Annotated in this window: 10 protein-coding genes; 6 read left to right on the top strand and 4 right to left on the bottom strand. The window is 53.2% G+C overall.

Annotation, left to right across the window (positions count from 1 at the left end):
- The first annotated feature begins 2 nt into the window (after positions 1-2).
- Both ssuC and ssuB read left to right on the top strand, forming a co-directional pair.
- On the top strand, positions 3-794 hold the full coding sequence (ssuC, locus tag ACLW56_RS13760) for an aliphatic sulfonate ABC transporter permease SsuC (protein WP_330984336.1): 792 nt from the start codon (positions 3-5) through the stop codon (positions 792-794).
- On the top strand, positions 791-1,558 hold the full coding sequence (ssuB, locus tag ACLW56_RS13755) for an aliphatic sulfonates ABC transporter ATP-binding protein (RefSeq protein WP_330984335.1): 768 nt from the start codon (positions 791-793) through the stop codon (positions 1,556-1,558). Before ssuC ends, ssuB begins: the two co-directional genes overlap by 4 nt.
- A 99-nt stretch (positions 1,559-1,657) precedes the next feature.
- On the opposite strand, the gene pepN is transcribed toward ssuB, so the two are convergent.
- Positions 1,658-4,270 carry an aminopeptidase N gene (gene pepN, locus ACLW56_RS13750; RefSeq protein WP_330984334.1) on the bottom strand — a complete coding sequence of 871 codons (2,613 nt, stop codon included), beginning with the start codon at positions 4,268-4,270 and terminating at the stop codon, positions 1,658-1,660.
- 264 nt (positions 4,271-4,534) lie between these two features.
- On the opposite strand from pepN, the gene pncB reads away from it, so the two are divergent.
- The 4 genes from pncB to ACLW56_RS13730 all read left to right on the top strand — a co-directional run bounded on the left by pncB (position 4,535) and on the right by ACLW56_RS13730 (position 10,645).
- Positions 4,535-5,737 carry a nicotinate phosphoribosyltransferase gene (pncB, locus tag ACLW56_RS13745; protein WP_330984333.1) on the top strand — a complete coding sequence of 401 codons (1,203 nt, stop codon included), beginning with the start codon at positions 4,535-4,537 and terminating at the stop codon, positions 5,735-5,737.
- 334 nt (positions 5,738-6,071) lie between these two features.
- Positions 6,072-7,472 carry an asparagine--tRNA ligase gene (asnS, locus tag ACLW56_RS13740; RefSeq protein WP_330984332.1) on the top strand — a complete coding sequence of 467 codons (1,401 nt, stop codon included), beginning with the start codon at positions 6,072-6,074 and terminating at the stop codon, positions 7,470-7,472.
- Between the two features lie 604 nt (positions 7,473-8,076).
- Positions 8,077-9,270, top strand: a complete 1,194-nt coding sequence (locus ACLW56_RS13735; RefSeq protein ID WP_330984331.1) for a porin — start codon at positions 8,077-8,079, stop codon at positions 9,268-9,270.
- Between the two features lie 184 nt (positions 9,271-9,454).
- On the top strand, positions 9,455-10,645 hold the full coding sequence (locus ACLW56_RS13730) for an amino acid aminotransferase (RefSeq protein WP_330984330.1): 1,191 nt from the start codon (positions 9,455-9,457) through the stop codon (positions 10,643-10,645).
- A gap of 57 nt (positions 10,646-10,702) precedes the next feature.
- Here the strand turns inward: ACLW56_RS13730 and ACLW56_RS13725 are convergent, their stop codons facing one another.
- The 3 genes from ACLW56_RS13725 to ldtD all read right to left on the bottom strand — a co-directional run bounded on the left by ACLW56_RS13725 (position 10,703) and on the right by ldtD (position 13,902).
- Entirely contained in the window at positions 10,703-11,350 is a 648-nt protein-coding gene (locus ACLW56_RS13725; protein WP_330984329.1) for an MBL fold metallo-hydrolase, read from the bottom strand.
- A gap of 15 nt (positions 11,351-11,365) precedes the next feature.
- Positions 11,366-11,917, bottom strand: coding sequence for a YcbK family protein (locus tag ACLW56_RS13720; protein ID WP_330984328.1), 552 nt, complete (start codon positions 11,915-11,917; stop codon positions 11,366-11,368).
- A 179-nt stretch (positions 11,918-12,096) separates the two neighbouring features.
- Entirely contained in the window at positions 12,097-13,902 is a 1,806-nt protein-coding gene (ldtD, locus tag ACLW56_RS13715; protein WP_330984327.1) for a L,D-transpeptidase, read from the bottom strand.
- Between the last annotated feature and the right edge of the window lie 17 nt (positions 13,903-13,919).

Raw genomic sequence — 13,919 nt, 5'->3', positions numbered from 1 at the left:
CTATGGCAACGCCTGCTAATAAATGGCTGCTGCGCGTTGCCCCCTGGCTGCTGCCGGTGGGCATCGTTGTGGTCTGGCAAATCGCCTCCTCAACAGGCTGGCTCTCAAACCGGATTTTGCCTTCGCCGGAAGGCGTGGTCGAGGCTTTCTGGACCCTTTCCGCCAGCGGTGAGCTGTGGCAACACCTGGCGATAAGTTCCTGGCGCGCGCTGATTGGCTTTTCCATTGGTGGCTCGATTGGCCTGGTGCTTGGGCTTATCAGCGGGCTTTCCCGTTGGGGAGAAAGGCTGCTCGACACCTCGATTCAGATGCTGCGCAACGTGCCGCATCTGGCGCTGATCCCGCTGGTTATCCTGTGGTTTGGCATCGATGAGAGCGCGAAGATTTTTCTGGTGGCACTTGGCACGCTGTTCCCGATTTACATCAACACCTGGCACGGCATTCGTAATATTGACCGTGGGCTGGTTGAAATGGCAAGAAGCTATGGGCTGTCAGGTTTTGCCCTGTTCTGGCATGTGGTCCTGCCGGGTGCCCTGCCCTCCATCATGGTCGGTGTCCGCTTTGCCCTCGGCCTGATGTGGCTGACGCTGATTGTTGCGGAGACCATTTCGGCAAACTCAGGCATTGGCTATCTGGCCATGAATGCGCGTGAATTCCTGCAAACCGACGTGGTGGTGGTCGCCATCATCCTCTACGCGCTGTTGGGTAAACTCGCGGATGTTAGCGCGCAGCTGCTGGAACGCGTCTGGCTGCGCTGGAACCCTGCTTATCAACTGAAGGAGGCCACAGTATGAATACGGCACGCCTGAATCCCGGTATTCCTTTATTGCTGAACAGTATCGGCAAACAGTACGGCAATAATGTTGTATTGAACGATCTCGACCTGCATATTCCTGCCGGTCAGTTTGTGGCGGTAGTCGGTCGCAGTGGCGGCGGAAAGAGCACGCTTTTACGCCTGCTGGCTGGGCTGGAAAAACCCAATCGCGGTGAATTGCTGGCAGGAAATGGCCCGCTAGCAGCCAGTCAACAAGAGACAAGGCTGATGTTCCAGGATGCACGCCTGCTGCCGTGGAAAACGGTTATCGATAATGTTGGTCTGGGTTTGAAAGGCAACTGGCGAAACGATGCGCTTGCTGCACTGGCGGCTGTAGGATTGGAAGATCGTGCAACTGAATGGCCTGCAGCCCTGTCCGGCGGGCAAAAACAACGCGTGGCGCTGGCAAGAGCGCTGATCCACCGCCCCGGTTTGTTATTGCTCGATGAACCGCTCGGCGCACTGGATGCCCTAACCCGGCTGGAGATGCAGGATCTGATTGAGTCGTTATGGCAGGAACAAGGGTTCACCGTTTTGCTGGTGACGCATGATGTGAGCGAAGCCGTGGCGATGGCCGATCGGGTACTGCTTATAGAAGAAGGAAAGATCGGGTTAGATCTGACGATTGATCTACCACGCCCTCGGCGAAAAGGATCGGTACGTCTGGCAGAACTGGAGGCTGAGGTGCTGAATCGGGTGATGAAACGCGGAGAAACGGATATACGGGTAAGACGGCAGGGATAATAATGCCGGGCGGCGGCTACGCCTGGCCCGGCCTACACTCTGCTCGATTTCATGTAGGCCCGGTCAGGCGTAGCCGCCACCGGGCACCACAACAACCGATTACGCCAACGCTTTACTGATCTTCTCGAACAGATCGCCAGAGAGATTCTCCAGCCCTTTTAACTGTTCCAGCGCCGCACGCATCTTCTCCTGACGCTTCGCATCGTAACGCTTCAGGCGAATCAGCGGCTCAATCAAGCGTGATGCCACCTGCGGGTTACGGCTGTTAAGCTCGGTCAGCATTTCTGCGAGGAACTGATAACCGCTGCCGTCTTCCGCGTGGAACGCCGCCGGGTTGCTCATCGCAAAAGCACCAATCAGCGAACGAATGCGGTTCGGGTTGCTCAGGGTGAATGAACGGTGTTTCAGCAGGCTGCGAACCGTCTCCAGCACGTTATCTGCCGGGCTGGTGGATTGCAGGATAAACCATTTATCCATCACCAGGCCGTCGTGATGCCATTTGTCGTCATACTCTTGCATCAGCGCATCACGGCACGGCAACTGTGCAGCTACGGCGGCGGCCAGAGCGGCCAGCGCATCGGTCATGTTATCCGCGTTGTGATACTGATGGCTCACCAGCTTATCAGCGAGCTCAACATCGCCAAACGCCAGATAACGCAGGCAGGTATTGCGCAGAGAACGCTTGCCGATGTCGGCATGTTCAACGCGGTATGCGTCGAGTTTATTGGCGTTGTACACCGCAAGGAATTCATCAGCCAGTTCAGTGGCCAGCGTGCGGGTCAGTGCTTCACGCACAGTAGCAATCGCCACCGGGTCAATGGTCTCAAACAGCTCGGCGATTTCGTTCACTGAAGGCAGGGTCAGAATTTCTGCCGCCAGAGCCGGATCAATTTTCTCATCCAGCAAAATCGCACGGAACGCATCAGCAACGTGAACCGGCAGAGAAAGCGGTTGATGCTGCTGATGACGAGCGACGTTCAGCTTGATATAGGTTGCAAGCAGGCTTTGTGCTGCATCCCAACGGGAGAAGTCGTTGCGGGCGTGGCGCATCAGGAACGTCAGTTGCTGATCGCTCCATTTATATTCCAGCTTCACTGGCGCAGAAAACTCGCGCAGCAGCGAAGGGACCGGCTGGAAATAGACATTATCAAAGATGAACGTCTGCTCCGCCTGAGTCACGTTCAGGACGTTATGCACCGGATGGCCGCCTTTCTGCAGCGGGATAACCTTGCCTTCGTTGTCATACAGTTCGATATCGAACGGAATGTGCAACGGCTGTTTTTCCTGCTGTTCAGACGTTGGCGGTGTGTGCTGCTTGATGGTCAGCGTGTACTGCTCGGTTTCCGGGTTGTAATCGTCATGCACAGTCACAACCGGCGTGCCGGACTGGCTGTACCAGCGGCGGAAATGGGAAAGATCGACGTTAGACGCATCTTCCATCGCCTGCACGAAATCGTCGCAGGTCGCGGCGCTGCCATCATGGCGTTCGAAATAGAGCTGCATCCCTTTCTGGAAATTCTCTTCCCCCAGCAGCGTGTGCAGCATGCGGATCACTTCTGAACCCTTCTCATACACCGTCAGGGTGTAGAAGTTGTTCATTTCGATAACCCTATCCGGGCGAATCGGGTGCGCCATTGGGCTGGCATCTTCCGCAAACTGCATCCCGCGCATAGTACGCACGTTGCTGATACGGTTAACCGCACGTGACCCCAGATCGGAGCTGAACTCCTGATCGCGGAACACGGTCAGGCCTTCTTTCAGGCTCAACTGGAACCAGTCGCGGCAGGTCACGCGGTTCCCGGTCCAGTTGTGGAAATATTCGTGACCAATCACTCGTTCAATGTCGAGGTAGTCTTTGTCGGTCGCGGTATCGGTACGCGCCAGCACGTATTTGGAGTTAAAGACGTTGAGGCCTTTGTTCTCCATCGCGCCCATGTTGAAGAAATCGACGGCGACGATCATATAGATGTCGAGATCGTATTCGAGGCCGAAACGATCTTCGTCCCACTTCATGGAGTTTTTCAGCGAGGTCATCGCCCAGGGCGCACGGTCGAGGTTGCCACGATCGACATACAGCTCCAGCGCCACTTCACGGCCAGAACGCGTTGTGTAGCTATCGCTCAGCACATCGAAATCACCGGCTACCAGCGCAAACAGGTAGCACGGTTTTGGGAACGGGTCCTGCCACTGCATCCAGTGACGGCCATTTTCCAGTTCACCCTGCCCTACGCGGTTGCCGTTAGAAAGCAGGAACGGGTATTTGGTTTTATCGGCGATGATCTTAGTGGTAAAACGCGCCAGCACATCCGGGCGATCAAGATACCAGGTGATGTGGCGGAACCCTTCGGCTTCGCACTGAGTGCAAAGCGCTTCGCCTGACTGGTACAACCCTTCCAGCGCGGTATTGGCGGCTGGACTGATTTCGTTAACGATGCGCAGCGTAAAACGCTCCGGCAGACCGTTAATCACCAGTTGATTGTCTTCTTCTTTATAGTCACTCCACGGCTGGTCATTCACGTGAAGCGAAACCAGCGTTAACTCTTCACCGTTGAGGCGCAGTGGCGTGGCAGACGCAGCGTGACGCGAAACCTGGCTCACGGCGGTCACGACGGTTTTTGCGGCATCCAGGTCAAAGGTCAGGTCGATATCGCTGATCAGGTATTCCGGCGCACGGTAGTCGTGGCGGTATTTGGCTTGGGGCTGTTGTGTCATAAAAAACCTTTAGCATCTTTTGTAAAGTATCGTCCTCAGTCTATTCCTGTTGTCACCTTCACGCTACGCAGAATGTTCATCTTTTCAGTGGCAAACACGCAAATTGCTACATTTTGATAACAGGCGGCACGATTTGCCCTTCACCCGGTGACGCCCTTGTGGTGTGATCGGGGTTCAATAAATCGATAAACAAGGTATACTCCTGCGGTTTCAGCCGTTGTTTATTGTACTAAACGCTCCTTTATGAGGATGCTATTGCGCACCATGACACCATTCGCTTCCCCTGTTCTGCAGACTCTGCTGGATACAGATGCTTATAAGCTGCATATGCAGCAGGCCGTTTTCCATCATTATTATGATGTGCAAGTGGCTGCAGAATTTCGCTGCCGCGGTGACGATTTGCTCGGTATTTATGCCGAAGACATTCGTGAACAAGTCGAAGCGATGCAATCGCTCCGGCTCCAGGACGACGAGTTCCAGTGGCTGTCCGGGCTGCCTTTCTTCAAAGAAGACTACCTCGAGTGGCTTCGCGATTTTCGCTATAACCCCCAGCAGGTCACGGTCAGCAATGACAACGGCAAGCTGAACATCCGCCTTGAAGGCCCGTGGCGTGAAGTGATCATGTGGGAAGTCCCGCTGTTAGCTGTTATCAGCGAGCTGGTGCATCGCTACCGTTCACCGGAAGCCAGCGTGCAGATTGCGCTCGACCATCTCGAACACAAACTGGCTGATTTCGCACAGTTAACAGCTGGGATGGACATGTCCGGCTTCCGTCTGATGGATTTCGGCACTCGCCGTCGGTTCTCGCGCGAAGTCCAGCAGGCCATCGTTGAACGTTTGCAGCAGGAGCCATGGTTTATTGGCACCAGCAATTACGATTTAGCGCGTCGTCTGTCACTCACGCCGATGGGCACGCAGGCGCACGAATGGTTCCAGGCGCATCAGCAAATCAGCCCAGATTTGGCAACCAGCCAGCGTGTGGCGTTAGCGGCCTGGCTTGATGAATATCCGGATCAGTTGGGTATCGCGTTAACCGATTGCATCACCATGGATGCCTTCCTGCGTGATTTCGGCCCAGAGTTTGCTAAACGTTATCAGGGCCTGCGCCACGATTCCGGAGACCCGGTTGAGTGGGGTGAAAAAGCCATCGCTCATTATAAGAAGCTGGGTATCGACCCAATGAGCAAAGTGCTGGTGTTCTCCGATAACCTGGATTTGAATAAGGCTGTTGAGCTGTATCGCCACTTCTCTTCCCGAGTGAACCTGAGCTTTGGTATTGGCACACGTTTGACGTGTGATATCCCACAGGTGAAACCGCTGAATATCGTTATCAAACTGGTGGAATGTAACGGCAAGCCGGTGGCGAAACTCTCCGACAGCCCAGGCAAAACCATCTGCCATGACAAAGCCTTTGTGCGGGCTTTGCGTAAAGCTTTCGACCTGCCTCAGGTCAAAAAAGCCAGCTAAACATCAAAAGGGAGCCTTCGTGGCTCCCTTGAGAGTGATGACAAACCTCTAACGAATGAAGATTTGTCATAGGGTGCCTAATAATAAACAAGGAAAATCAATTTATTGATTTTCGGCTGCTCACCACAAAGAAGGAAAAACCACGCTTTTTCCTTCTTTGTCAGCAGTCTGAGGGAGCCTTCGTGGCTCCCTTCTTTTTATTATTTTCTCAAATCTCTCTGTATCGCTGCGAAATTTTCTTGTCAGTACAAAGATGACAGGTAACATAGGTGTCCCCTCTTTACAAAGGGGCGAAATGAAAACCTTATTCCGGACCACTAACAGAGAGATAACTATGAGCGTTGTGCCTGTAGCCGACGTACTCCAGGGCCGCGTAGCCGTTGACAGCGAAGTCACCGTGCGCGGATGGGTGCGTACCCGTCGAGATTCTAAAGCTGGCTTTTCCTTCCTCGCCGTCTATGACGGTTCCTGCTTTGATCCAGTACAGGCCGTCATCAATAATTCTCTGCCGAATTACAATCAGGAAGTCCTGCGCCTGACCACGGGCTGTTCCGTTATTGTCACAGGTAAAGTGGTGGCTTCTCAGGGTCAGGGCCAGAGCTTCGAAATTCAGGCGACGAACATTGAAGTCACCGGCTGGGTTGAAGATCCGGATACGTACCCGATGGCGGCTAAACGTCACAGCATCGAGTATCTGCGTGAAGTGGCTCACCTGCGCCCGCGCACCAACCTGATTGGTGCGGTTGCTCGCGTACGCCACACACTGGCTCAGGCGCTACATCGCTTCTTCCACGAAGAAGGCTTCTTCTGGGTTTCCACTCCGCTTATCACCGCATCTGATACCGAAGGTGCTGGTGAGATGTTCCGTGTTTCCACACTGGATCTGGAAAACCTGCCACGCAACGATCAGGGCAAAATTGATTACGACAAAGACTTCTTTGGTCGCGAATCTTTCCTGACCGTTTCTGGCCAGCTGAACGCTGAAACTTATGCCTGTGCGCTGTCTAAGGTCTATACCTTTGGCCCTACGTTCCGTGCTGAAAACTCCAACACCAGCCGCCACCTGGCGGAATTCTGGATGCTGGAGCCGGAAGTGGCCTTTGCCGATCTGGAAGATAACGCCGCGCTGGCTGAAGCCATGCTCAAATATGCTTTCAATGCCGTGCTTACAGAACGTGCGGATGACATGAAATTCTTTGCCGAGCGTGTTGATAAAGAAGCCATCACTCGCCTTGAGCAATTCGTGAAAGCCGATTTTGCCCAGGTGGATTACACCGATGCAATCACCATTCTGGAAAACTGCGGTCAGACCTTTGAGAACCCAGTATTCTGGGGCGTTGACCTCTCTTCCGAGCACGAACGCTATCTGGCCGAGAAACACTTCAAAGCCCCAGTGGTTGTGAAGAACTACCCGAAAGACATTAAGGCTTTCTATATGCGCCTTAACGATGACGGCAAGACCGTTGCGGCAATGGACGTTCTGGCCCCAGGTATTGGTGAAATCATCGGCGGTTCCCAGCGTGAAGAGCGTCTGGATGTGCTGGATGCTCGCCTGGCTGAAATGGGTCTCAATAAGGAAGACTATGGCTGGTATCGTGACCTGCGCCGCTATGGCACCGTGCCACATTCCGGTTTCGGTCTTGGTTTTGAACGCCTGATTGCTTACGTGACCGGCGTGCAAAACGTTCGTGACGTGATTCCTTTCCCACGTACTCCACGTAACGCCAGTTTCTAATTTAAGAACCACAAAAAGCCAGCAGCCTTCCTGCTGGCTTTTTTTTGCCTTTGTCAGAATTTGTTAGCGAATTTCTACAAACATAAACATCAACCCCTTCCCTTAAGCGAAATGTTACACCCCGTGTCCTGAAATACTTCCGCACAAAATCTCACCAACACATCTCTTGCACTTAAGGATTACCTGAGCACTTAGCACACAAACTGAGCACCAGCAACGCGCACGAAAAGCTAACTTTGGCGCATAAGAAAAAGAGAGATGAGAAGCATTCTTAGATAAGAAAAGGCATTATTAAAATTAATAATAAGCTTTTCATATAGATAGATAAGGAGTTGTCGATTAATTCAGCGGTGGCTCAGGAAATTTGAGATGCTTCACAAAGTTCCTGAATTTACACATTTAATTACACATTATTTCTTTTTGTAACTTATTTACGATATTTGTAGCACTTTCAGGCTAGCGAAACGTTGTCATGAATGGAAATATGCCTCCCAGACACAGAAAGACACCAAACTCTCATCAATAGTTCCGTAAATTTTTATTGACGAAACTTATTGGCGGCAGTGGCAAGTGTCCATAAAAAACCTAATGAGGGTAATAAATAATGATGAAGCGCAATATCCTGGCAGTGGTTATCCCTGCCCTGTTGGCAGCTGGTGCGGCAAACGCAGCAGAAATCTATAACAAAAATGCCAACAAATTGGACTTTTACGGTAAAGCAGTGGGTGAGCACATCTGGACCACCAACGGCGACACCAACAGCAACGACACCACCTATGCCCGTATCGGCTTCAAAGGTGAAACTCAGATCAACGACCAGATCACCGGTTACGGTCAGTGGGAATACAACCTGGATGCTTCCAATGCTGAAGGCGCTCAGGGTACCAAAACTCGTCTGGCCTTCGCGGGTCTGAAGTTTGGTGACGCGGGTTCTATCGACTACGGTCGTAACTACGGTGCCATCTACGACGTAGCGGCATACACCGATATGCTGGTTGAGTGGGGCGGCGATTCCTGGGCTGCCACCGACAACTTCATGAACGGCCGTACCACTGGCGTTCTGACCTACCGTAACAACAACTTCTTCGGTCTGGTTGATGGCCTGAGCTTCGCCCTGCAGTATCAGGGTAAAAACGAGCGTAACAGCCCAATCGACGTTGACTACAATGACAACGGCAGCGTCAATAGCGTGAACCTGGCGGGTAACGGCGCGAAAGCAAACGGCGACGGCGTAAGCTCCTCCGTTCAGTACGAATTCCTGGAAGGCTTCAGCGTTGCGGCTGGTTACGAGACTGCTGACCGTACCGACGCTCAGGTTAACCCGGCTACCTTCACGACCCCTGGTGGCGTGCTGGTTGGTACCGCAAGTGCTGGTGGCGACCGCGCTGAAGCATGGTCTATCGCGAGCAAATACGACGCGAACAACGTCTACGCTGCTGTGATGTATGCTCAGACTTACAACATGACTCGTGAGCCAGACAGCAACTTCGCGAACAAAACTCAGAACATCGAAGCCGTGGTTCAGTACCAGTTCGACTTCGGTCTGCGCCCATCCATTGGTTACGTTCAGTCCAAAGGTAAAGACCTGCTGGCTCGTACTTCAACCAAAGGGACCTTCAACGGCGGTGATGCTGACCTGGTTAAATACATTGAAGTGGGTACCTGGTACTACTTCAACAAGAACATGAACGTCTATGCAGCGTACAAATTCAACCTGCTGAACGACAACGACTACTCTAAAGCTTCTGGCAACGCGACTGACGACCAGGCTGCTGTTGGTATCGTTTACCAGTTCTAATCGCTACGCCACTTTGTTATATGCTTAAGAAACAGGGCTTCGGCCCTGTTTTTTTATGTCCGTCAGGAAAAAATCCCGACTTTAAAAAAGCCTTACCCTTTTTGTCGCAAACGGTTGGCATTTCATCCATCTACCGTTAACCTGATAACGGATTTCCCCTCAGTAACCACAATGGAACCTCGTCATGTTTGAGAACATAACCGCTGCCCCTGCCGACCCCATTCTGGGCCTGGCCGATCTGTTTCGTGCCGATGACCGCCCCGGGAAAATCAATCTCGGGATTGGTGTTTACAAAGACGAGACCGGTAAGACCCCGGTCCTGACCAGCGTAAAAAAAGCTGAGCTTTATTTGCTGGAAAATGAGACCACCAAGAACTATCTCGGCATTGATGGTATTCCTGAATTCGGTCGCTGCACCCAGGAACTGCTGTTCGGAAAAGGCAGCGCGATTGTGAGTGACAAACGTGCACGTACCGCTCAGACGCCAGGCGGCACCGGTGCTCTGCGCGTTGCAGCGGATTTTCTGGCGAAAAACACGGATGTAAAACGCATTTGGGTCAGCAACCCTAGCTGGCCGAACCACAAAGGCGTGTTCAATTCTGCAGGTCTGGAAGTGCGTGAATACACTTATTATGATTCAGCAGCGCATGCGCTTGATTTTGACGGCCTGGTAGCAAGCCTGAATGAAGCGCAAGCGGGTGATGTGGTGCTGTTCCATGGCTGCTGCCATAACCCAACCGGCATCGACCCTACGCTGGAACAGTGGCAACAGCTTGCCAAACTGTCTGTCGAAAAAGGGTGGCTGCCGCTGTTCGACTTCGCCTATCAGGGCTTTGCTCGCGGCCTGGAAGAGGATGCTGAAGGCCTGCGCGCGTTCGCAGCCGTGCATAAAGAACTGCTGGTGGCGAGCTCCTTCTCCAAAAACTTCGGTCTGTATAACGAACGTGTCGGTGCCTGCACTTTAGTCTCTGCAGACGCAGACACCGCTGACCGTGCGTTCAGCCAGATGAAGTCTGTCATTCGTGCCAACTATTCTAACCCTCCGGCTCACGGTGCTTCTGTAGTGGCGACGATCCTCAGCAACGACGCACTGCGCGCTATCTGGGAGCAAGAACTGACCGACATGCGCCAGCGTATCCAGCGCATGCGTCTGCTGCTTGTGAACACTCTGGCAGAGAAAGGCGCGGATCGCGATTTCAGCTTTATCACCAAACAGAACGGCATGTTCTCCTTCAGCGGCCTGACTAAAGAACAGGTCCTCCGTCTGCGTGAAGAGTTCGGCGTTTACGCCGTCGCTTCCGGGCGTATTAACGTTGCGGGCATGACGCCGGACAACATGGCGCCGCTGTGCGAAGCGATTGTGGCCGTGCTGTAAGCCAGCCGTAAAGAAAAAGGCCGCTATTTGCTAGCGGCCTTTTTACTGTGTTCTTGTTTACCAGACAGGCATTTCATCCTGCAGGAAAGGATTATGCAGCCGCTCATAACCGAGCGTCGACATTGGGCCATGGCCTGGAATAAAACTCACTTCGTCCCCTAACGGCAACAATTTGCGCTTAATCGAATCGATAAGCTGCCCATGGTCACCGCGCGGGAAATCACTGCGCCCTACACCGCCTTTGAAAATCACATCACCGGAAATCAACAGCTCTGAGGCTTTGTCGAAAAACACGACATGACCTGGCGTATGCCCCGGACAGTGTAAGACCTGCAGGCTGATAGTGCCCACGCTTACGCTATCACCTTCCGCTAACCAGCGGTCTGGCGTCAAAGGCTGACAATCTTCGAGGCCGAACATCCGGCTTTGTGCCGGCAGCCCCGTGAGCCAGAACTCATCTTCTTTTTCCGGGCCGATAACCGGCACACCATAGTGCGCGGCCAGTTCTGCGGCGGCCCCCACGTGATCGAGATGACCGTGAGTTAACAGGATTTGCATCAGCGTGACACCTGCTGCGGCGACTTCCTGTTTGATACGCTCAGCGTCACCGCCCGGATCCACTAGCGCAGCGAGCCTGGTCTGCTCACACCAGATGAGCGAACAATTCTGGGCGAAAGCCGTAACCGGAATAATACGATAGTTCATGTTGCTCCTGTTTCGTTACCAGGTCCTCACCGGACCGGTATCAATATGCACAAAGTTGCTACGTGGGTAATATCCTACACCACCTGCGCGCATAGATAACGCGGCTTTGCGAATATTGCTTAACGAAACACCTTCAATATGAAAATCCATCGCCTGGCCTTTGGTGTGGTAGCTGTGCTTCGCGACACCGCGGCTGCGCGCGCGCAATTCATCATTGGTATCTAACGAGCGATAACCAGAGATCAGCTGCACAGGCTTGTTGGTCCCCAACAGTCCCTGAAGGCGGTAAAGCTGGTCAAACAATCCAGGGTCGATGGACTTTATTTTATTCGCGCGGAAATCACGGAAGAAATGGTTAAGTCTTGCTAATTCATCCTGAATATAGCCTCTGCCATCGAAAAACTCCGCTTTGAGCGACTCACCGGTGTGCAGGTTATTGAGCGTCAAAATACGCGGACGAGGTGTCGAGAGGGTGGCAAATGCTGGCGTCGGAAGGATGGCCGCTACGCCGAGCGCAACACCACCCAACGCCAGCAATTTGCGGCGATTAGCGTCAAATTTGTCCATGGTAATCAGGTCTACAAGTAAATGGTCGTTATTTATGCACTTCTGGCGCACGGAGGGCACCTTAACCGCCAAAAGCGCTGACGTCAAGACACCCTAACCCCAGTAAATACGGGCGCTACAGCAATATGAGCCCAAATTAACTACTACATACGACACCTGAATTATCTGAACCTCTTCATTTACCTGATTAATTGTTCCGCTTTTGGCAGAATTTGTGCGCCAGATCGCGCTGTGAGATCATAATTGTAAATATCTGTACGATACTGCGGGCGTCCATCCGCGCCCACAAAGGCCGTCAGATAATAGAGATTCACCGGAATATTTTGCCGAATATTGACATAACGCGTATCGCCTTGCTTCAGGGCGTCAGAAATCCGTGAGTCATTCCAGCCAGCGTCTTGCAACAACATATTCGCCAGTTCAGACGCTTTGTTGACGCGCACACATCCTGAGCTCAGCGCACGGGTGTCTTTCTGGAACAGGTTATGGTTCGGCGTATCGTGCAAGTAGATAGCGTCCGAACTTGGCATGTTGAATTTATAGCGCCCCAGTGAGTTATGCGCACCAGGTGCCTGCTGGAAGCGGAATGGCAGGTTCGACGCCGTGATCGTGGACCAGTCGACGTGATAAGGGTTGATCGTCTCTTTGCTGTTCCAGCCACGAATGACGATATAGCCATGCTGTTCCAGGTAACCCGGATCGTTCTGAACCTTTGGCAGGATATCTTTGCGCGCAAGCGTAGGCGGCACATTCCATGGCGGGTTCACCACCACGTTATTCAGCGCACTGCTCATCATCGGTGTTTTACGATCGGGACGCCCGACGATAACCCGAGAGGCCAGCACCTGATTACCATCCAGGTAATACACCAGAGAATAGGCAGGAATGTTAACCATGATCCCGGTGGAGAGTTTGCCCGGCAACAAGCGCAAGCGCTGGATATTCAGTGCCAGTACGCCCGCACGCTGGGCTGGGCTGACATTGAGCCAGTCTCTTGTCGATTGTCCGATAACACCGTCAGCACCAAGACCTTGCCAGGTCTGGAAGCGCTTCACGGCATCGACCAATTGACGGTCATACACAGCAGGAGCAGTACTGCTGCCCTTTTTCTTAGCGACGACGGCGGAAGGGCTAACTACTGGTGAGTCACCGGGCAAAGCAATATCGGGAGCACCGTCCATCATGCCAGTACGCTGCAAAATTTCACGCAAAGCCGGAACATCTTTGCTCCACTGCCCCGGGCTCAGTTTAACGGTGCTGGTCAGTTGTGGCCAGGGACGTGAGTCCGTCAGCTGCGCGAGCAGCGCCTGATGCATCGCGACATATTGCGGATGCTGGGGCACTAGCCCGGCGATAAACTGCGCGGCAGCGCCTTTATCCAGTGCCAGTTGCCACTGGTTAATCACGGAAAGCGGAGGCGTTGCCAGCGTGTAGGGGTTATCGCTGTAGAGCCAGCGGTTGCCCTGCACAGGAATACTGCTGACAAACTGCAGGTACCCCATCATCGCGTCAGAGAGCACAACATCGCGAGCTAAACCGCTGACCGCCGGGTCAGTCAGTAACTCAACCCAACGAGTGAACTGGGGCTGAAAACCGGCAATAGCAACTTCTGCCAGCTGCTGCTGAAAGGCCTGAACGGCGTCACGATTTTCCCACATCGGTTTCATCTCTCTGGCGGCATACAACGCGGCCAGCTGATTGAGATAAACCGGGGATGCATTGCCAGGAAGAAGGGATTGAATGTCGGCCCGGCTTTTTGCCGCCGCGCCTTCGGGTAAGGGTTGCAACCCCACCATCATTGACACTACAGGTGACAATCCATCAACCTGCGTCAGAACCTGTGAGGCATCCCCCAGCGTCGCTGAGCCGTCTGTTGGCACAAGCTCAGGCTCATCCGCCTGAACGCTAAACAGTGGAGCAAATGCCAGCATCAGGCTCAAACTCAGCGCTGACAGCCGACGACCATATACATTATCCAGTGACATCCCTTGCCCCCTGTTTG

This window comes from Pantoea sp. sgz302252 (assembly GCF_047713085.1).
Lineage (GTDB): Bacteria > Pseudomonadota > Gammaproteobacteria > Enterobacterales > Enterobacteriaceae > Scandinavium.
This window is presented reverse-complemented; position numbering and strand designations above follow the sequence as displayed.

Excerpts from the sequence above, each read along its gene's own strand:
- ldtD (WP_330984327.1), bottom strand. The coding sequence starts at position 13,902 with ATGTCACTGGATAATGTATATGGTCGTCGGCTGTCAGCGCTGAGTTTG.
- pncB (WP_330984333.1), top strand. The coding sequence starts at position 4,535 with ATGACACCATTCGCTTCCCCTGTTCTGCAGACTCTGCTGGATACAGAT.
- ssuC (WP_330984336.1), top strand. The coding sequence starts at position 3 with ATGGCAACGCCTGCTAATAAATGGCTGCTGCGCGTTGCCCCCTGGCTG.
- ACLW56_RS13735 (WP_330984331.1), top strand. The coding sequence starts at position 8,077 with ATGATGAAGCGCAATATCCTGGCAGTGGTTATCCCTGCCCTGTTGGCA.
- ACLW56_RS13725 (WP_330984329.1), bottom strand. The coding sequence starts at position 11,350 with ATGAACTATCGTATTATTCCGGTTACGGCTTTCGCCCAGAATTGTTCG.
- ssuB (WP_330984335.1), top strand. The coding sequence starts at position 791 with ATGAATACGGCACGCCTGAATCCCGGTATTCCTTTATTGCTGAACAGT.
- ACLW56_RS13730 (WP_330984330.1), top strand. The coding sequence starts at position 9,455 with ATGTTTGAGAACATAACCGCTGCCCCTGCCGACCCCATTCTGGGCCTG.
- pepN (WP_330984334.1), bottom strand. The coding sequence starts at position 4,270 with ATGACACAACAGCCCCAAGCCAAATACCGCCACGACTACCGTGCGCCG.
- asnS (WP_330984332.1), top strand. The coding sequence starts at position 6,072 with ATGAGCGTTGTGCCTGTAGCCGACGTACTCCAGGGCCGCGTAGCCGTT.
- ACLW56_RS13720 (WP_330984328.1), bottom strand. The coding sequence starts at position 11,917 with ATGGACAAATTTGACGCTAATCGCCGCAAATTGCTGGCGTTGGGTGGT.